Annotated in this window: 17 protein-coding genes and 1 riboswitch; of the genes, 6 read left to right on the forward strand and 11 right to left on the reverse strand. The window is 46.5% G+C overall.

All coding sequences use genetic code 11. The annotated features are described in order from the left end of the window. Positions 1-18 precede the first annotated feature (18 nt). The gene (locus tag KNP04_RS12940) at positions 19-2,088 is read right to left on the reverse strand and encodes an alpha-amylase family protein (RefSeq protein ID WP_214876588.1); all 2,070 of its coding nucleotides are present in this window, start codon (positions 2,086-2,088) and stop codon (positions 19-21) included. A 151-nt stretch (positions 2,089-2,239) separates the two neighbouring features. On the opposite strand from KNP04_RS12940, the gene KNP04_RS12945 reads away from it, so the two are divergent. Beyond that, positions 2,240-2,863 (forward strand): hypothetical protein, encoded by a 624-nt coding sequence (locus tag KNP04_RS12945; protein WP_214876590.1) that lies wholly within the window; start codon positions 2,240-2,242, stop codon positions 2,861-2,863. 44 nt (positions 2,864-2,907) lie between these two features. Here KNP04_RS12945 and KNP04_RS12950 read toward each other — a convergent pair whose 3' ends face one another. Together KNP04_RS12950 and KNP04_RS12955 are read right to left on the reverse strand one after the other, a co-directional pair. Continuing rightward, positions 2,908-4,950 carry a heavy metal translocating P-type ATPase gene (locus KNP04_RS12950; RefSeq protein ID WP_214876592.1) on the reverse strand — a complete coding sequence of 681 codons (2,043 nt, stop codon included), beginning with the start codon at positions 4,948-4,950 and terminating at the stop codon, positions 2,908-2,910. A 108-nt stretch (positions 4,951-5,058) separates the two neighbouring features. Continuing rightward, positions 5,059-5,421 carry an ArsR/SmtB family transcription factor gene (locus KNP04_RS12955; RefSeq protein WP_214747369.1) on the reverse strand — a complete coding sequence of 121 codons (363 nt, stop codon included), beginning with the start codon at positions 5,419-5,421 and terminating at the stop codon, positions 5,059-5,061. Positions 5,422-5,571: 150 nt separating this feature from the next. On the opposite strand from KNP04_RS12955, the gene yhfH reads away from it, so the two are divergent. Then, entirely contained in the window at positions 5,572-5,730 is a 159-nt protein-coding gene (gene yhfH, locus KNP04_RS12960) for a protein YhfH (protein ID WP_214696823.1), read from the forward strand. Between the two features lie 35 nt (positions 5,731-5,765). On the opposite strand, the gene KNP04_RS12965 is transcribed toward yhfH, so the two are convergent. From KNP04_RS12965 to KNP04_RS12975, 3 genes are all read right to left on the reverse strand, one after another. Next, positions 5,766-6,107, reverse strand: coding sequence for a fluoride efflux transporter FluC (locus KNP04_RS12965; protein ID WP_214876594.1), 342 nt, complete (start codon positions 6,105-6,107; stop codon positions 5,766-5,768). Beyond that, positions 6,104-6,496: a fluoride efflux transporter CrcB gene (gene crcB / locus KNP04_RS12970; RefSeq protein ID WP_214876596.1), complete on the reverse strand. Its 393-nt coding sequence runs from the start codon at positions 6,494-6,496 to the stop codon at positions 6,104-6,106. The genes KNP04_RS12965 and crcB overlap by 4 nt, the downstream gene beginning before the upstream one ends. Before the next feature lie 82 nt (positions 6,497-6,578). Further along, positions 6,579-7,781 carry an ornithine--oxo-acid transaminase gene (locus KNP04_RS12975; RefSeq protein WP_214876598.1) on the reverse strand — a complete coding sequence of 401 codons (1,203 nt, stop codon included), beginning with the start codon at positions 7,779-7,781 and terminating at the stop codon, positions 6,579-6,581. 155 nt (positions 7,782-7,936) lie between these two features. Between KNP04_RS12975 and KNP04_RS12980 the strand changes: the two genes are divergently transcribed. Next, positions 7,937-9,991 carry a sensor domain-containing protein gene (locus KNP04_RS12980; protein ID WP_214876600.1) on the forward strand — a complete coding sequence of 685 codons (2,055 nt, stop codon included), beginning with the start codon at positions 7,937-7,939 and terminating at the stop codon, positions 9,989-9,991. 17 nt (positions 9,992-10,008) lie between these two features. On the opposite strand, the gene KNP04_RS12985 is transcribed toward KNP04_RS12980, so the two are convergent. Beyond that, positions 10,009-11,412, reverse strand: a complete 1,404-nt coding sequence (locus KNP04_RS12985) for a basic amino acid/polyamine antiporter (RefSeq protein WP_214876602.1) — start codon at positions 11,410-11,412, stop codon at positions 10,009-10,011. Positions 11,413-11,635: 223 nt separating this feature from the next. Between KNP04_RS12985 and KNP04_RS12990 the strand changes: the two genes are divergently transcribed. Then, positions 11,636-13,261, forward strand: coding sequence for a peptide ABC transporter substrate-binding protein (locus KNP04_RS12990; protein ID WP_214876604.1), 1,626 nt, complete (start codon positions 11,636-11,638; stop codon positions 13,259-13,261). A 363-nt stretch (positions 13,262-13,624) separates the two neighbouring features. Here KNP04_RS12990 and KNP04_RS12995 read toward each other — a convergent pair whose 3' ends face one another. From KNP04_RS12995 to ade, 3 genes are all read right to left on the reverse strand, one after another. Continuing rightward, positions 13,625-15,217, reverse strand: a complete 1,593-nt coding sequence (locus tag KNP04_RS12995) for a Na+/H+ antiporter NhaC family protein (RefSeq protein ID WP_214696812.1) — start codon at positions 15,215-15,217, stop codon at positions 13,625-13,627. Between the two features lie 112 nt (positions 15,218-15,329). Beyond that, positions 15,330-15,504: riboswitch (Lysine riboswitch) on the reverse strand. Between the two features lie 57 nt (positions 15,505-15,561). Further along, complete coding sequence (locus tag KNP04_RS13000) at positions 15,562-15,846, reverse strand: hypothetical protein (protein ID WP_015880753.1); 285 nt, start codon at positions 15,844-15,846, stop codon at positions 15,562-15,564. A gap of 118 nt (positions 15,847-15,964) precedes the next feature. Continuing rightward, a complete protein-coding gene (gene ade / locus KNP04_RS13005; RefSeq protein WP_214876606.1) occupies positions 15,965-17,674 on the reverse strand; it encodes an adenine deaminase in 1,710 nt (569 codons plus the stop codon). Positions 17,675-17,793: 119 nt separating this feature from the next. Here ade and KNP04_RS13010 point away from each other — a divergent pair, with 119 nt between their 5' ends. Beyond that, the gene (locus tag KNP04_RS13010; RefSeq protein ID WP_214876608.1) at positions 17,794-18,330 is read left to right on the forward strand and encodes a gamma carbonic anhydrase family protein; all 537 of its coding nucleotides are present in this window, start codon (positions 17,794-17,796) and stop codon (positions 18,328-18,330) included. A 109-nt stretch (positions 18,331-18,439) separates the two neighbouring features. Further along, positions 18,440-18,625 (forward strand): hypothetical protein, encoded by a 186-nt coding sequence (locus tag KNP04_RS13015; protein ID WP_214876610.1) that lies wholly within the window; start codon positions 18,440-18,442, stop codon positions 18,623-18,625. 98 nt (positions 18,626-18,723) lie between these two features. Here the strand turns inward: KNP04_RS13015 and KNP04_RS13020 are convergent, their stop codons facing one another. After that, positions 18,724-19,278 (reverse strand): nitroreductase family protein, encoded by a 555-nt coding sequence (locus tag KNP04_RS13020; RefSeq protein WP_251129961.1) that lies wholly within the window; start codon positions 19,276-19,278, stop codon positions 18,724-18,726. Positions 19,279-19,296: the final 18 nt, after the last annotated feature.

Here is a 19,296-nt window from a genome sequence, read left to right on the forward strand (position 1 = left end):
TCGGTCCAAGGCGTCTTTTTATTTCATCTCATATACTTTGACTTCACCAGGTTTTAAATCGACGTGGAGATTCCATTGTTCGTCAAACGCATGTTCTGCATATGGCCACGAAGTCGGCGAGTACACCATCTCCGCAAAACGACTCGCATTCCAATTTCGACGACGTACACCATCGAGCGAAACCACGCCTCGTAACGATTCCCACATATTCGTATTTGCCACAACGAGCAATGTATCATTCGTCTCTGGACGTAACCAAGCGAATCCGATAAACGGTGCGAACGGTTCGTTTAAAATAAGTGGTTCAAAATGGTTCGGGTCAACGAGTACATCGAGCCAACGGCGACGAATCTCTGCCACTTGATGCATCACTTCAATCATCTCATCTCGCTCTGGATGGTCCCAATGGAACTGATACGCATCAAAGAATGCGAGTTTTCCGAAATACGGGTCGGTCGGGAAGAGTTGATACGCTTCTTCAGGACGGCAATCGAGTCCGGTATTCATCGGCTGCGTTTCATATAATTCAAGTCCAGAGTTTGTCATCGGGACGCCATTCGGCATAAAACCGTTCAAGACTGTCAACAACCGACTTGCTTGTCGTCCCCCTTCTCGCGTCGCCAGTCGACGTGTATCCGCTGTTTCCCCTGCTGCGAATACTGGAAGTGGTAAAAAGCGTGAGTCGTATAAGAATTGATGGGTTTCATGCGTGTCGAATCGAGGTTCTTTATAAAAACCATATCCGATGATCATGTTATAACCGGCATCTTTCGCCGCCCAAGCTCCTGCTTCAATCAATTCCTCTGCGATGAAGCTAAAGTTCGAATCGAGTGAACGTGGTTTTGCCAGAATGCGCTGTGCCAAATCGACAGGAAGTGCATGACCCATATCGATGCGTGCGCCATCAATGCCATATTCGCGTTGATAGTGTGGAATGATATCGGCGAGCATCTCCCAAAGCGGTTCGTTGATGACGTTTCCTCGGAATTGATTGGACTTGATTGAATCAAACAAAATATAAGGAGCAATGTTCGCGTCGTTCACATAAGGAGCCGCTGCAAGCGGATGGTCTAAGAAGAGGCGGAAGTAAGTCACGTCTGACCAAGGCGGTTGCGGGTCGTTGATACAGTCTGAAAAGGCAGGCGCTGTCGTCAACCCAAATTCCTGTTCAATCGTTGCGAGTACATTCTCTTCTGGATGTTCGATTAGGAAAGCACGAACACGTTCCCACTTTTCAACATCGAGCAAGTTTGGAGCCATCGAGAATCGTCTCAAGTGTTGCCATACGTCTTCTGAGTTGTACACCATTGGTAAGAAAGCAAATTCTGGTTTTACATTCTCTCCAATCCCTGGCACAGATGGTGGATGATAATAATCAACTTCAGCCAGCGGAATCCAGTAGAACCACTCCGGATTTTCAAGGATGAGTCGATTGTCCCGCGCACATGTACGAGGGATGACATCGATGACGACACGAATTCCTACCATGTGACAAGCTTCCACAAATGCTGAAAACTCTTCTTCTACAGTCATCGCATCACCAGTCAACGGTTCCTTTAACTCTTCATCGATGGCAAAAAAGTCTTGAACGGCATAAGGAGAGCCAAATTCACCTTTCTTGTTTTTATGACTATGTTGAGAAATCGGTAACAAGAATAATGTATCAATCCCCATATATAGGAGATGCGGAATGAGTGCAAGCGTTTTCACAAATGTGCCTGTATCTTTCATTCCTAGTGAGTTCTGCATCTCCACATAACCCGATCCATCATGATCCCAGGAAGTGGATGTACGAACTTGCATCGAATAGACAGAAGCACGCTTAATCCAATCGCCACCCGTCTGTAAATGGCCATCCGCACTCGCGATGGACGTATGATATTCTCGATTTTCTACCGCATATGGAAGAATCGCTTTCTCTATTGTTTCTACTAAAAAATCATACGGATTCACACGCTCGACCCCGTCACGAATCGGCTCAGAAGGAAAACGCATGCGATTCCATAAACTTGGAATCTCGTAAGTAAGATTCGTACGCTGATCTTGTAACACCTGGTACAACTTGTGTAACGATGAATTCTCTGACATATTGACTCTCCTTATGCTTCTAATGGTCTTCTGTTATATAGAGTTCTTACACTAATTGATTATACATTTACCCGTTTTTTCCTTTTTCAAAAAAATATTTTCTGTCGATTTTTCTAAAATCATGTACGATGGAGTAGAAAGGAGGGGCACGATGTCACAACGAAAGTGGATTTTACTATGGATTAGCCTATCCGTGCTATCCATCTCGATCATTGGTATTTTTATTTTTCAATTGAGAGAGACAAATGAGCGGCTAGAAATCATACAAGATGAACAACTCGGCTCTTACGAGGCGATTGAAGATATCATGTATTATAATATTGAACGCGCAAACGCAATCCGTGGTTTACTCGCCTATGAAGATCGACATTTTTTAGAGATGTACTATAGCATGTCTCGGCAAGCAAAGGCGTTGAAACAGTCCGTCATCGCTGACCCGGACACACCGAGTTCCGTCCTCGATTTACTCGAGCGAGATGCCGTATGGGAAAAAGAAGCTGATCGTGTGCTCGTCATCTATGAAGAAGGCGACCTTGTTAAAGCAACAGCAGTAGCCGAGACGATGACGCAACTACGACAGACTATCCTAGAAGATTTAAGGTCGCTAAAGCAGATGCAATATAAAGATATCCAGAAAGAGCTGATTGCAGCAGAAAATCAAGTCTCATTCTTAACTCAAGTACTGTTTACCATCACGTTTTTATTGATTGCCATCATCGTCATCCTCACCTTCTTGTTAGCACGTATCAAACCCCAACAGGAAACGATCGAGTAGGAAAAGGAGTGTCTCAGACTAATGCTGAAACACTCCTTTCGTCATCATGAAGTCATTCGTAATAATCTTGTCGCATTCGCGATGGCAAGCAGTGCCACACCGACGTCTGCGAAGACAGCCTCCCACATGGTCGCAATTCCGAATAATCCTAAAACTAAAACAAGCACTTTCGTTCCGAACGCAAAGAAGATATTCTGCCAGACGACACGTTTTGTCTGTTTCCCGAGCTTGATGGCTCGAACCACATCGTTCGGGTCGTCATGCATCAAGACCACATCTGCTGCCGTGACCGCTGTATCACTTCCGACTCCCCCCATAACAAGCCCGACATCGGCCCGTGCCAACGCTGCCGCATCGTTCATTCCATCTCCGACAAATGCAACTTTTTGGGAGGCGGTCATCTGTTCAATCGCTTCTACTTTTTCGTGCGGAAGCAATTCGCCTCGCACTTCATCTAGTCCTAGTCGTTCGCCGATTGTTGTAGCGACTTCGCGTCGGTCTCCCGATAACATCACCGTCCGGTATCCGGCTTCCTTCAACGCTTGGATTGCAGTATACGCATCCGGCTTCACCGTATCCATTAATTCGATTCGCCCTAGCCAACGATTGTTTTTCATCACGTGAACACTTGTCCCAATCGATGTATCCTCAATCGTTTGACCTAAATACCTCATATACCGGGCACTCCCCACATAAATATGATCATCGCCATCCTGGGCATGGAGACCATATCCCGGCTCTTCTTGGATTGATTCGAACGCCTGAACGTCTCCGACTCGATTGACGATGGCTTGCGCGAGCGGGTGGTTCGATGCCCGTTCGACGCGAGCGGCAAGGTGCAACAACTCTTCAGCATGTACCCCTTCTGTCGTCACGACGTTCGTCACTTCAAACCGTCCTGTCGTCAACGTTCCTGTCTTATCAAAGACGACAGTGTTCACTTCTGTTAACGTGTCTAAATATTCTCCACCTTTTACAAGAACGCCTTGTTTAGAGCCCGCTCCGATTCCACCAAAATAACCTAACGGAATTGAAATCACGAGCGCACATGGACAACTGATGACGAGGAAAATGAGCGCACGGTAGACCCACTCTGATAAGTCACCGACAAACAGAGGTGGGACAAATGCGACGATTGTCGCCATGACGACAACGAAAGGCGTATAGACTTTTGCCAATCGGGTAATCATCTGTTCTGTCTTCGCTTTTTTCCCATTCGCCTCTTCTACGAGGGCAATCATCTTTTGAAGGCTCGATTCTGCGGCGAGCTTCGTCGTTCGGATGACGAGTCGTCCCTCCAAATTGATCATCCCTGCCAACACCTCTTCACCTGCTCTCACTTGACGAGGAACCGCCTCACCTGTCAACGAAGCCGTATCGAGTGAACTCGCTCCACTGAATACAACCCCATCCATCGGAACGAGTTCTCCGGCACGGACAATGAGGTGTGAACCGACCGATACGTCTTCTGGCAATCGCTCGACTTCTTCCTCACCAACTAGCACGCGAGCGATTGTTGGTCTCATATTTAACAAAGATTGTATCGACTTCCGCGAAGCGCGTACCGCACGCCCTTGCACGTATTCTCCAAGTTGATAAAACAACATGACCGCTACGGCTTCCGGATATTCGGCAATCGCGAATGCCCCGATGGTCGCGATGGTCATTAAAAACTTTTCGTCAAACCATTCCCTGTGCCATACATTTCGGATGGCACCATATACGACATCATATCCAGCCAGTCCATACGCCACAATGTAGCCTGGAATGGAGTCCATCCAAAGGGCAACCGAAAAGACGAAAGCAGCCGCAAGGAATCGCCAAAGGATGGTATCTCGTTGTTCGGTTTGACCTTCCTCTGTTTTGATAAACTTCGCACCCGGCTCGATTCGTTTCATTGTCTGCTCGATTGACTCGAGCATTGCTTTGCGTTCAGAAACATCAATCCATTCAATCACCATTCGGCTCGTTGCGAAATCAATTTGGCAAGATGCCACTTCTTCGCGTTTCGTGACATCCCGCTCAATTTTTGCCGCACAGTTCGTGCAAGTGATTCCAGAAACAGGTAACACGTCTCGATTTTTCATTCCGCTCCCCCTAACATTCAAACATCCATTTGAATATATCGTAACGTGAAATGAAATTCATGACAATAGAAAAAATGACCGAACCCTAAAAGGATCCGGTCATTGGATTCAAACATCTTTCTGTTCTTCGCTATGGGCCAGCGCAATTTCAACAAGCTGTCTGACATGTTCATCGTCTAATGAATAATAAACAACTTTTCCCTCTTTACGATATTTCACCAGTCCTTGCTCGAGTAACGTCCGTAAATGATGGGACGCGGTCGCATTCGAATGGCCGATGACAGCGGCAACATCACAAACGCAAAGTTCATGTTCGAGCGTCAGTACATACAGTACTTTCAAACGAGTCGGGTCAGCGAACGCTTTAAACAATCGACTGACACGTGGGGCATCTAATTGTGCCAAGGCGGTTTGTAGCGTCGGTACATCTTCTGATTGGATCCCAATCGTCTCACATTGGGGCACTTTCATATTTTTCACCTCGTTTTTTATGTATATAGTGTAGCAAAAATTCGGCAACATATCTGTTATATATTATAGTTGACTTATAGACCACTGTTATAATACAATCATGACAACAACCAAAACTGTCAGACAATTTACCGAAGGAGGCATTTTCATATGAATGAATGGGCGAGCCGACTCGAATCATCTGTCGAGTTTTATCAAAAATTACCGGATAAGACATGTCAGGAATGCGGAAAACATATGGACGAACAGTGCGAGTCATACGAAACGACTTGTGCTTCATGCACAGAAAAGCTTCAACACGCAGAATAACACAACACCCCTTCGATTGAAGGGGTGTTGTGTTATTAAATCGACCAACCGATGTAAGCCGCGATTAGTCCGAACAGATAGGTCGCAAGCAAATAGAGACCGAATCGAATCCAGTCTTTTGTCGCAAACCGCATCAATTCAAGTTTTAAGGTCGAGAACGTCGTAAACGAACCAAAAAATCCGATACCTAAAAAGAGAATGAGCGATTGGTGATCGGTATGCGCGTACAAGTACCCGAGACCAAACGACCCTGTTATATTGACGAACAACGTCGCCCACGGAAAAGTTGAATCAGACCATTTTTTCATGGTCTGACCGATTGCGAAGCGGAGAATCGCACCGATGAAAGCGCCAGCTGCAACCCAAAGAAGCGTCATTTCACTTCACCTCTTGTCGACGTTTTTGTTCCAATGTGATAACCAAACCAGGAACTCCATAAACCGAGTGTGATGCTGAGGAATACATATGTAACAGCGAGAAGTATATAATCATTTTCAACTAATTGAATCGTTTCTACACTAAACGTGGAAAACGTGGTAAACGACCCGATCATTCCGGTTCCGATAATCGTGACGATTTGAGGAGAAGGTTTTCCCGCTTGAAGAAATCGATGTGTCAGCCATCCTAATAGAAAGCTTCCAATTAAATTGATGAACAGTGTCGAAACGGGAAACGGACTCGCTCCGAATGAATCGACTAGTAATCCAAGTCCGTACCGTGCCAATGCTCCAACTGCACCTGCTAACCCAACGTATACATACAGCATCTCGTTCCCTCCTCCACGAAAAAGACACCTGCAACATGCAGGTGTCCATTCAACTGAGGCTATTATACCAAGCTGTCGCTGTTTACGAAATAGCTGCCGGAGCAAGAACTGCTTCGATTGCTTCAAACGCTTGGTCGAGCTCTTCTTTCGTGATGACGAGAGGTGGTGCCAATCGAATGACTGTCTCATGCGTTTCTTTGCAGAGGAGTCCACGTTCTTTAAGTGCTTCACAATATGGACGAGCTGCTTCCGTCAATTCGATGCCGATGAATAATCCGCGTCCACGGACGTCGCGAATCATCGGATTATCGATTGATTTCAAACGTTCCATGAAATAAGTCCCTAGCTCTAGTGAGCGTTCGACAAGTTTCTCTTCTTCCAACACTTCGAGCGCTGCGACTGAGACCGCGGAAGCGAGCGGGTTTCCACCGAATGTCGAGCCGTGCGATCCTGGATTAAATACGGAGAGAATCTCTTGATCCGCGGCAACGCATGAGATTGGGAAGACACCGCCTCCAAGCGCTTTTCCGAGAATGTACATATCTGGTGTGACATCTTCCCACTCGATGGCAAACCATTTTCCTGAACGGCCAAGTCCAGACTGAATCTCATCAGCGACGAACAGGACGTTGTGTTGTTGACAGAGTTCAGATGCACGTTTCAAGTAACCTTCTGGTGGAATGATGATTCCTGCCTCACCTTGAATCGGTTCTACGATGAACGCTGCTGTGTTCTCTGTGATTGCCGCTTCAAACGCCTCGATATCGCCATATGGCACAACTTTGAATCCTGGCAATAATGGTCCGAACCCGCGTTGGTACTCTGCTTCAGTCGACATCGACACAGCAGCCATTGTGCGCCCATGGAAGTTTCCGGTGCAGACGATAATTTCGGCCTGACCTGGAATCCCTTTCACTTCATATGCCCAACGACGAGCAGTTTTCACAGCTGTCTCTACGGCTTCTGCGCCTGTGTTCATCGGCAGCACCATTTGCTTCTTTGTAAGCGTTACCACTTTGTCGTAAAAACGTCCGAGTTGATCATTGTAGAAGGCACGTGACGTTAACGTAATCTTATCTGCCTGATCTTTGAGCGCTTGAATGATTTTCGGATGGCAGTGTCCCTGGTTGACTGCAGAGTATGCACTTAACATATCCATGTAGCGATTCCCCTCAGGATCGGTTACCCAAATCCCTTTCGCCTCCGAAATAACAATCGGTAGTGGATGATAGTTGTGCGCCCCGAATTTTTCTGTCAGCTCAATCACATCATGTGTTTTTGACATATTGCTTCCCCCTTATTCAAAACTATCTTACCCTTTCAGTATATGATGTCCCTCTTTCTTTTGACAATGGCGAACTTAAGCATTCCTTGAATTGGCAAAATCAGGTACACTGACATTAGAATATGCATTTAGCATGACAGATTGGAGGAAATGATGTGGCTTCATTGCGCGATTTACCGGTAGACCAATTCATCGACGCTTTATCTGTACCGTGTTGTTATATTTCTCAAGATGGTACGGTTCTGTTATGGAATACACATGCCGAAGTGTTATTCGGCTGGGAACGTGAAGAAGTCCTCCATCAACCGCTCCCTGTAGTTCGGCAGTTGGAACATGCTTTAGAAACATGGATGCCGCTCCTCCTTCAATATCCATTTTCGACGACGGCGATGACGCCGTTCCAACATAAAAATGGGTCCGTCATCTATGCGACCGCATACTTGCAATCTTTTTCACTCGAAGGGATTAATGGCTACTTCCTGGCTTTCCTTCCAAAAGGGTTTGGTCCGCTCATCAGTACAGAGCAATTCAATCTACTTCATCATTTTCAAGAAATGATCAAGCAATCCACCCATTACTTGGCGACGAACGCAAAAGGTGAAATCGTCGATATTAATCCATCCTTGTGTCGTTTACTCGATGCAACGGAGCAGCAACTAATCGGACGAAACTGGTTCGAGCTCATTCATGACGCAAGTGACCAGAATCGGATTTCACGTGATGTCTTAAAGTCCTTGGCAACGAATCGCATCTGGAACGGAGAAATGCCGATTTCTTGTAAAGAGCATAATCTGGAACCGTGCTGGCTTAATTTGACCGTCGTGCCGATTGTAAGTGAAAAAAATGATGTGATTCAGTATACGGCGTTTGGATTCGATGTTTCAGAAAAGAAACGTCTCGAAAAAGAAGTTCGATTCCTGGCTTATCAAAACGAGTTAACAGGACTCTACAATAAAAAAGGATTCTTACGTCAATACGATTCGAGTCTCCAACAAATCGCTGAACGGGAAGGGCTTCTCCACATCGCTTTATTCGACATCGACCGCTTCAAGATCATCAACGAATCGTTCGGATCTCGCGTCGGGAATGAGCTCCTCGTCCAAATCAAGGAGCGCGCACTTCACCTCATTCCAGAATCCGCTTTATTGTTCCATCCGACGGGCGGACTGTTCGGCGTCATGTTCTTTGAAGAGTCGAAAGAAGAAGTGTTTCAATCACTCCGCCATCTGCAACACGAGTTGCAACGACCATTCCGAATCTACCATCACTCGATCATGGTCTCCATTTCGGTCGGTTGTGTGTTTTATCCGTCTTCTGCGAGTTCACTCGAGGAACTGTATACGCGTGCTGAAAGTGCCCTCTTCAAAGGAAAACAGATTGGAGTTGGTACGATTCAATTCGTGACAAAAGATATGGATGCCGCTTTCTCAAGACAAATTCATATTGAAAAAGCCTTATATCGCGCGCTAGAAGAAAAACACTTTTATCTCGAGTATCAGCCAAAATATGAGCTGGCGACAGACCGTCTCATTGGCTTTGAAGCGCTCCTTCGTTGGCATCACGAAGAATTGGGACAAATCCCTCCTTCCGAGTTCATTCCACTCGCAGAGGAAATGGCGCTCATCGTTCCAATCAACAACTGGGTCATTTTAGAGGCGACAAAACAATTGAAGACATGGAAGGCTGAATTTGACCAGCCTCTCTCGATGGCGATCAATATTTCACCAAACCAGTTCCGAAGCGACAGTTTCTTAAATACGCTTCGAAACATCAAGCAACAACTCCAACTCGACACATCAGATGTCATTTTAGAAATTACAGAAAGCTTGGTCACGCAACAAACCGACGAAATCATTGAACGCATGGAGCAGATTAAGCGACTGAATTACCGCCTGTCGATTGACGATTTTGGAACGGGCTTCTCGTCCTTGCAATATTTAAAGTCATTCCCCGTCGATGAGCTTAAGATTGATAAAGTATTTCTCGACGACTGGATGACATCTAAATCTCACTTGCTAGACGTCATCGTTCATCTCGGGAAGAGTTTGAACCTTCACGTTGTGGCCGAAGGAGTCGAAGACGAAGAGATGCTTCAACATCTAAAGTCTACCGCGTGTGATTCATTCCAAGGTTACCTGTATGCAAGACCTGGTTCTCCAGAGGCAATCGAACAATTACTCCGGTCATCAAAAAACTCACCGAACGCATGAAGCGTCGGTGAGTTTTCTTATAATGCGATCGACGATGTCCAGAGACCATATACGCCGTACGTGGCACACAACAAAATAATGACGGCGATGATTGACTGCGTGCGTGTCAAGAACGGGCGTCCCTGCTCCCGCTCTGCTAACAGGAAGACAAAAATACCAGGTGCGTAAAGAATCATCGCAATCAGGACGTATTCGATTCCCGATGCATACAGTAGCCATGTGGCGTACAACGAGGCGATGGCAGAGATGACCATCATCCGTAACGATGCCGTCCGTTTCGCTTCCATCCATCCATAAAGTGCCGAGAAGAGATATGGAACGAGTGCTGCGATCCCGGCGATACTCGACAAGACAAGATACGTCTGCTCCGAGAACAACGCAACAGCTGTGACGATTTGCGTAAACACCTGTGTGATCAATAATGCGTTCACTGGCGTGTCGTTTGCGTTCAGTCGATTGAACACTTTCGGGAAGACGCCATCTCGACTAGCGACATATGAAATTTCTGTCGCTAAAATCGTCCATCCGAGCAATGCGCCTGTCAATGAGATGAGCAACCCGATATTAATCAATGTCGCACCGAACGGTCCGACGACCGCTTCTAACACATAGGCCATCGATGGTTCTGGTAACGCTGCGAGTTGTTCTTGCGTCATGACACCGAACGAGAAAATCGAAATCATCATATAAATCAACAATGTGCCGATCAATCCAATCACTGTCGCTCGACCTACATCTTTTTTCTGACGCGCGCGCGAGGATAAGACGACTGCCCCTTCAATACCGACGAACGCCCATAATGTCACGAGCATCGTAGACTTCACTTGAGGGAAAACATTTGCCCAAACAAATCCCGACTCGCCCCAAAAGTCGACCCGGAACGTATCAATCTGAAACGCGAAGAGAATGAGCACGATGAACAAGAAAATCGGAACGAGCTTCGCGATCGTCGTGACGATGTTCAACAGTGCCGCCTCCCGCATTCCACGGGAAATGAGCCAAAATAATCCCCACACCAAAATTGCACTGACGAACAAACGGAACAATCGATGTTCTGCCGAGAATACAGGGAAAAAGTACGCCAACGTGCTAAAAATCAAAGTGATGTTTGCCACTGTCCCAATCCAAGCCGACATCCAGTAACCCCATCCGCTGTTAAACCCGACAAATTTGCCGAATCCTTCCCGTGCATAGGCGTAAATACCACCTTCTAACTCAGGACGTGTGTCTGCTAAAAACTGAAAGACGAAGGCGAGCATGATCATCCCGATCCCCGTAATCCCCCATCCGATTAAAACAGGTCCTACCCCTGCCCCTTGCGCCATGGCACCTGGGAGATTAAAAGCTCCCCCACCAATCATTGTCCCGACGACCATGGCCGCGAGACCGAAAAAGCCGATTCCGGCTGAATGTTGTTTCAAAGTAACGCCTCCACCAATCTATAATCTTATCGAATAACTATACAGAGATATTGTATAATCATTCGCCGATTTTTCTATTCTACTTCCTAAAAGGATTGAGGGATAGACATTCTAAATAAGTTTATATTTTCGAATAATTTGAAAAATTCCATTGCATATTCATCCTAGATGTAGTTTAATTACAACATATTCTAAATTATCAGAATTTTCGGGAGGTTGTATAATGCGTAACAAAAAATGGCTAGCTTTATCGGGGGTCGCATTATTGGCGACGGCGGCTTGTAGTACAGGGAATGACTCATCAAGTTCGGAGGATTCATCTTCAAGCGATGCTAAAAAAGAAATCACAATGGTATCGGCGACAGATTTGCCACAGCTCGATCCGACGCTTACGACGGACTCGACATCGATTATCGTGACGAACAACGTGTTCGAAGGGTTATATCGTCTAGACGAGAACAACCAACCGACACCAGGGATTGCCGAAGATGTCGAAGTATCCGAGGATGGTCTTACATACACGTTCAAACTACGTGACGCGAACTGGTCAGACGGCTCACCGATCACAGCTGAAGACTTTGTCTACTCTTGGAAACGCGCACTCAATCCGGAAACAGGTGCCGAGTATGCGTATATCCTTCAAGATTTAAAAAATGCAAACAAAATCCTTGCGGGCGAAGCGTCTCTTGACGATCTCGGTGCGAAAGCAATCGACGAGAAGACACTTGAAGTTCAGTTGGAAGCACCAGCACCGTATTTCTTAGGATTAACTGGTTTCCCAACATACATGCCGCAAAAACAAGAGTATGTCGAAGAACAGGGCGAAGAATTCGCGACTTCTGTCGACAAGACGCTCTATAACGGTCCTTATGTGTTGAGCGAATGGCAAGACAATGCAGGATGGGTCTACAAGAAAAACCCAGAGTATTGGGATGCTGAAAACGTGAAGATGGATACAATCAACGTCAAAGTCGTAAAAGACGTATCGACAGGTGTCAACTTGTTCGAGTCAGGCGAAGCGGACTACACGCTTCTCTCATCTGAATTCGTTCCACAATTTGAAGACAGTGACGAATTCAAGACGCGTGCCGATGCACGGATCAACTTCCTTCGTTTCAACCAAAAGAACGAGGCTCTTCAAAACGTCAACATTCGTGAGGCACTCGCCAAAGGATTTGACAAGCAAAGCGTGACGGATGTCATTTTGACAGACGGTTCACAACCAGCGAACTTCATCGTGGCGAAAGATTTCACATTCACAGAAGACGGCGCTGATTTCCGTGAGAAGCATCCAGACCTCCTCAGCTACAATGTTGATGAAGCGAAAGCCGCTTGGGAGAAAGGTCTTGAAGAGCTAGGAGTCGAAACAGTCGAGCTCGAGTTCCTCTCACGTGATGAAGAAGCGTTCAAGAAAGTCAACGAATTCATCAAAGGTGAACTCGAGAAAAACTTGCCTGGTTTGACACTTAACATCAAACAACAACCGTTCAAAAACTTCCTTGACCTAGAAGGCAAAGGTGAGTATGACGTTTCTGCTGCTGGTTGGGGTCCTGACTATCAGGATCCAATGACATACCTCGATATGTGGGTTACAGACGGACCATTCAACCGTATGGAGTACTCAAACGACGAGTATGATCAGTTGATCCAATCAGCGAAGAAAGAAGCGGATCAGATGAAGCGTTGGGAAACGATGCAAGAAGCTGAACGTATCCTTCTTGAAGAAGATTTCGCAATCGCTCCGATTTACCAAAAAGGTGAAGCATACTTAGAGCGTTCAAACATCGAAAACATGTACCGTCACCCGTTCGGCGCCGATGCGAGCTTCAAGTGGCTTGACGTCAAATAATGAGAAAGCATCCTTGATTCTATCTGGATCAAGGATGTTTTTCTGTCGTAAAAAGATTATCAACTTATGAAGAGTGGAACACTATAGCTCACCTTATTTGCTACCGTAATCTGTATCCTCAATATTTTTGGATTTGATGACCGGAACTTCTTATTGTTTTGACTTCACCTCCATTTGGGTTACTCGAGACAGCTTGGTTTTCCTCACATATCATCCATTCGACCTCACTGCCACAGTCAGCACTGTACATGGTGACAGCCTCCTTCTGGTTCATTCTCGGTAGACTGTTCGATCGTCTAGTTGATTCAGCAAAAACACACAAAAAAAGACTTCCATCGATGTGATGGAAGTCTTTTTCATCTATTAAGCTTCACGCTGTGCGCGAATGTCAGCAGGTACTTTCCCACGTTTTGAAATCACTTGCGCGATTCCTACTAGTACCACAAACGAGATCAATGCCGCAAAGAACCCGATCCAAATCGATGCTGTGATTCCGAGTACCAAGTATCCAATCGCTGATACGATTGCTGCAAGGATTGCATATGGTAATTGCGTCAACACGTGATCGATATGGTGTGAGCCAGCTCCTGTCGAACTGAGAATCGTTGTATCCGAAATTGGTGAACAGTGGTCACCGAACACCGCACCTGCCAATACAGCAGCGAGTGATGCGAGAAGAAGCTCTGGTTCGACTGCCATGATCAAGTCCGCCCCGATCGGAAGCATCAAACCAAACGTTCCCCAGCTCGTCCCTGTCGAGAATGCCATAATTCCGGCAATCAAGAAGAGAAGAAGTGGCAAGTACGAAGCAGCAATTGTATCCGTGACGAAGCTCGCCAAGTATTCCCCTGTCTTCATGTCACTGATAACTGCAATGATTGTCCAAGCAAACAAGAGGATGAGGACGGCTGGCCACATCGCACGGACGCCTTCCCATGCCGCTTTTCCATAGTCACGCGCCGGGATTTTACGACCGACAAGAAGAAGGAGTGCGACAATCAAGCTGATGACGACACCTGCGACGAGCGAACGTGTCACGTCTGTCGATTCGAACGCCCCGATCAATGAGAAGTTCTGACCATCTGCTGCCAGTGCTTGTCCACCTGTGTATAGCATTGCCGAAACAGTTGCAATGATGAGTGTGATGATTGGAACAATCAAGTCGCGAACTTTCCCACCTTCGTGTTCATGCAAATCTTCGCTCATTCCCATTGGCTTTCCTTTTGCTGAATCATACAATTCACCTTGAAGGGCACGAAGTTCATGCGTACGCATCGGTCCGATGGCAAGTCCAGTAAAGGCCACATACGCTGTCAACAAGAGTGCGAAGACGGCATAGAAGTTCATCGGAATGATTTGAATGAACGCAGAGAATGATGAGTAGCTATCAATCGAATATTTTGTCAAAATTCCAGCGATGATGGCGATGATGTACGCACCCCAACTTGAAAGCGGGCTGATGACACAGACAGGTGCTGCTGTTGAGTCAATCGTGTACGCAAGTTTCGCGCGTGAGATGTTTTTACGGTCTGTGAGTGGACGACTGATGTTCCCGACCGCCAAACTGTTAAAGTAGTCATCGATAAAGATCAAAATACCAAGACCAAACGATACGAGACGCGCTCCGCGTGCCGTCTTGACGTTTGCAGCAGCCCATTCACCGAATGCGCGTGCGCCACCTGACGTTTGAATGATTGACGATAAAATTCCAAGAAGGAGCAAGAACGCAATCAACAATACGTTCCATTCGTTAATGGCTCCATCCGACCAGAATAGGGCAATGATGTTCGACCACAAGTATTGAATCGAATCGAGCGGATTGAAACTATGCAAGAGAAGCACCCCTGCGATAATCCCGACACCGAGTGATGGGATGACCTTTCTTGTTGTGATTGCCATAATAATTGCGAGTAATGCCGGTACAAGTGAAAGTACCGAAGTTGAATAATCTACCATGCTGAATTCCTCCTTTTTTATTAGGATGAGGCCCCCCTATGCTTAAAAAAACGCAAAGCGAGGGCATCGGCAACAAAGCCGACACCCTCGCTGGATGTTCCGTCTTTCTTAGCCGACTTGGAGCGCTCCATACGTAAATATGTATGGCAGTCCGACGGGTATTTCCCGTCAGCCCAGCACAACCCCACGGACATGGTGTTGCACTTCGGCGATCCTGCCTTTTTGTAGTCCTCATCGTTGTCATCCTCCGACTACTTACTCATCAGCATCGCACCTCTACCTCATCGATAGCACGAATATTCATTTAAAGTTACGTCTAAATTATCACAAGTTGACGTCACATATCAATAGTTTTTTTCATCACGAATGATTCTCTTCAAAACAGCAAGCGCTTCTTGGTCATTCGTCTCTACTGCTTTAAAGAAATCGTTGAAGAAGTGGTATAACACGAATCGGTCAGCGTGAGACTTCGTCTGTTCTTTAATCGTAGAAAAGATGAGTCGCCGTAAACGACGTTTCGTCTGTGTTTCTTCTGGCAGTTCTTCGCATCGGTCCTTGAAAGCACGATATACAGAATTGATCAATTCCTCATGTTCATCATACGACCGATTGTAAGCAACTTGTTCCATCTGTAATATCCCCCCTTTCAAATTTGACCCGATGAAACTTGTCGTAACTATACCAACTTCCTGTCAGTCATTCAATCGTTATCGACCGTTCTTAACAAAAATCATACGTTAGACCGAGTCAATCGTTGATGAATGAGAAAGTGGTCACGTCGAACAATCCCATGTCGGTCAATTTCAAATCTGGAATAACCGGTAAGGCAAGGAATGACATCGTCAAGTATGGATTAAAGTGACGGTGTGCACCGACAACGTCGAGCGCATCATTTAACTGTTCGAGAATATCTGCGACTTCACGGTAAGGACGTTTCGTCATGAGACCACCGATTTCAAGCGGGAGCACGGCGAGCACTTCCCCTTCCGATACGGCAACGACCCCTCCGCCTACTTTTTCAAGTGTTCTCGCTGCGAGTAACATATCTTCCGGGCTGACTCCAGCGATGACCAAATTGTGGCTGTCATGGGCAACAGTAGCTGCAAGTGCACCTCGTTTTAATCCGAATCCTGTGACGGGAGCTAGCGCCATGTGACCTGTCCCATGATGACGTTCGATGACGGCGAGCGTGGCGATATCCTGTGATAAATCTGCCCCTGACGCATCTGGTTGGAACGTGAGACGTTGTCGTTTTGTCAACAAGCTGTTCGGAAGCACTTGAATGACATCCACTTCTTCCTCGCTCGGGGCAAGTCGGAACGAGTCAGCAGTCAATTCAGGTAATGCTAGTTCACCTTTCATCGGTTTTGGCACTTCAATCCCCTCAGCGTCAAATGTCGCATTCCCCGCTTCGGCGACGAGCGTACCATTGACGTACACTTGCTCGATTTTTACCGATTCGACGTCTGACAAGATAACGAAGTTTGCTTTCTTCCCAGGTGCGATGGCCCCGATTTCTTTTAACCCGTAGGCTTCTGCCGCATGTAAGCTCGCCATCGCATAGGCCGTCTCTAGCTTGACGCCTTGCTTGATCGCTGTACGAATGTTGTAGTCAATTCCACCTTCTGCGACCAAGTCATCCAAATGCTTATCGTCTGTACAGAAAAGGAAACGATGGGCATTGCTTTCTGTCACGGCCAAACTGACCTTCTCTACATTTCGTGCAACGGAACCTTCCCGAATTTGAACGTAGAATCCACGTCGTACCCGTTCAATCGCCTCTTCGGCCGTCGTACATTCGTGGTCCGTCATGATTCCTGCTGAACGATATACATTCAATTGATCGGGGTTGAGACCTGAAGCATGGCCATCCACGACTTTGCCCACTTGTTCCGTCTGCGCAATCTTTTGAAGCATATCCTCGCTTCCTGCTTCAACCGATGGATAGTCCATGACTTCACCTAATCCATGTACACCAGGGTCTCCTAAAAACGGTGCCAAGTCCTCTGCGTACAACTTTGCACCTGCATGTTCGAATGGTGTCGCCGGCACACAGCTCGGTAACATCATGCGGACATCGAGTGGGAGCCCTTTCGCATCCGCTAACATATATTCAATCCCAAGTGCCCCATTCACGTTCGCAATCTCATGCGGGTCCGCAATGACCGTCGTGACCCCGAGTGGCAAGACCGCTTTCGCAAACTCATGAGGTGGTACCATCGACGACTCGATATGGACGTGCGAATCGATAAAGGACGGGGCAAGCGTCCAAGTCGGGTCATGATATTCGACCTCTCCATCGTATCCTTCCCCAATAGCCACGATATACCCGGCATCGATGGCGACGTCCGTACGAATCGTCTCACGACTGTACACGTCAATCACAGCGACGTCTTTAAAGACGACGGCCGCTTTCTTTTTCTTTGCGGCGATGTCAATCAAATGTTGTTTCTCCATCTTTTGATCTCCTTATTCAACGTATTTTAACTATCTTACCAAGAATATTCTTTTCGTTGCAATTTCTTTTTCAAGTTGTGCGACAATGATAGCATATCGATCTGAAAGGGGTTACAACGATGCAATACAAACTAGGAGAACTGACACCACACGTCGATTCGACGACTTATCTTGCACCAGGATCACATGTCATTGGTGATGTGACAATCGGGGCACACTCAGGAGTATGGTTCAATACCGTCATCCGTGGAGACGAGGGTCCGATCCGAATCGGTTCTTATGTAAATATTCAGGATGGTTCGATGATCCATCAATATGAGGGTTCACCGACCATTATCCATGACCGTGTCTCGATTGGTCATATGGCGATGATTCACGGGTGCGAGATTGAAGAGGATTGCTTGATCGGGATGCACGCTACCGTGCTCGATGGTGCAAAAATTGGAAAAGGGTCATTCGTGGCTGCGGGTGCGCTTGTGACACCGAATATGCAGATCCCTGAAGGAGTGATGGTGATGGGCGTACCAGCAAAAGTCGTCCGTCCTCTGAACGACGAGGACCGCTTCATTATGGAGAGAACGGTTAAGAAGTATGCGAAACGCGCTGAACAATACCAACAATCGTGCGTACCTGTAAGCGAAACGCCTAGTTTGTGAAAGCGTTTACAATATTCATAAAATGTTAATGTTTCTCTCGAATTTTCTAAACAGTTCCTTTGTATACTAAAGATGTAGCCAAGCTGACGTATTGAAAGGAGCCCACTCTATGTATCCGAACCACGATCAACTCATGTTAGACTTGTACGCCTCATCGATCAACCCAAGTTATGGCCTTCATATCGATGATTCTTTCGATGACACGCTCCATGGTGCACATCGTGAGGTTTGGGAACGTATGCATTTGGATAATACTAGAGAAGAAGATTCTAAAAATGGAGGAACGGCTGGATGATTCCAACACCTGTGATTCAAGATTGGCTCGCAACTAAATTAAAACGATAACGGATTTATATAGACAGCGAGCGAAGGATTCTCCCTTCGCTCGCTTTTTTATTCAAAAATGGTCAGGTGTGCATCAATTGGCTGTCGTGCTTTCGGTGCAGGGATATCTGCTGTGTCATATTTTCCGATTTGCAGAAGACCGATAAACGTCTCCCCTTCCGCTCCAATCATTTCTTTCAAACGCGCATCGTCAAATAGTCCACCCGTACGCCAGACCATTCCGATTTCACGTTCACTAAACAAGAGTTGAACATTTTGAATAAATGTCGCCGTCGCGAGCAACGCGTCACGATTTCCTTTTTCTGTCTCAAATCGCTTTGCCGTCACATACATACACGTCGCCGCGTTTAAGATTCGTCCTGTCACCTTTTCACGCTGTCCTTCTGACGCCTCCGAGAAAGCTGGCTCGAGCGCATCGAGTAACACTTGTTTTCCATCCCCATTGAACACATACACGTTCCATGGCTCGACTTTATTATGAAACGGTGCGTGGTGTGCCGATTGCAACACCTCGTAAAGCACCTTCGTATCGATCGGTTCTTCTTTGAACATCCGAACGGTGCGTCTTTCTTCAATTAATTGTTGTGCTACTGTCTTTGTCATGACCGTCACTTCCCCTTT

Source organism: Exiguobacterium sp. CH10 (assembly GCF_018617635.1).
Lineage (GTDB): Bacteria > Bacillota > Bacilli > Exiguobacteriales > Exiguobacteriaceae > Exiguobacterium > Exiguobacterium aestuarii_A.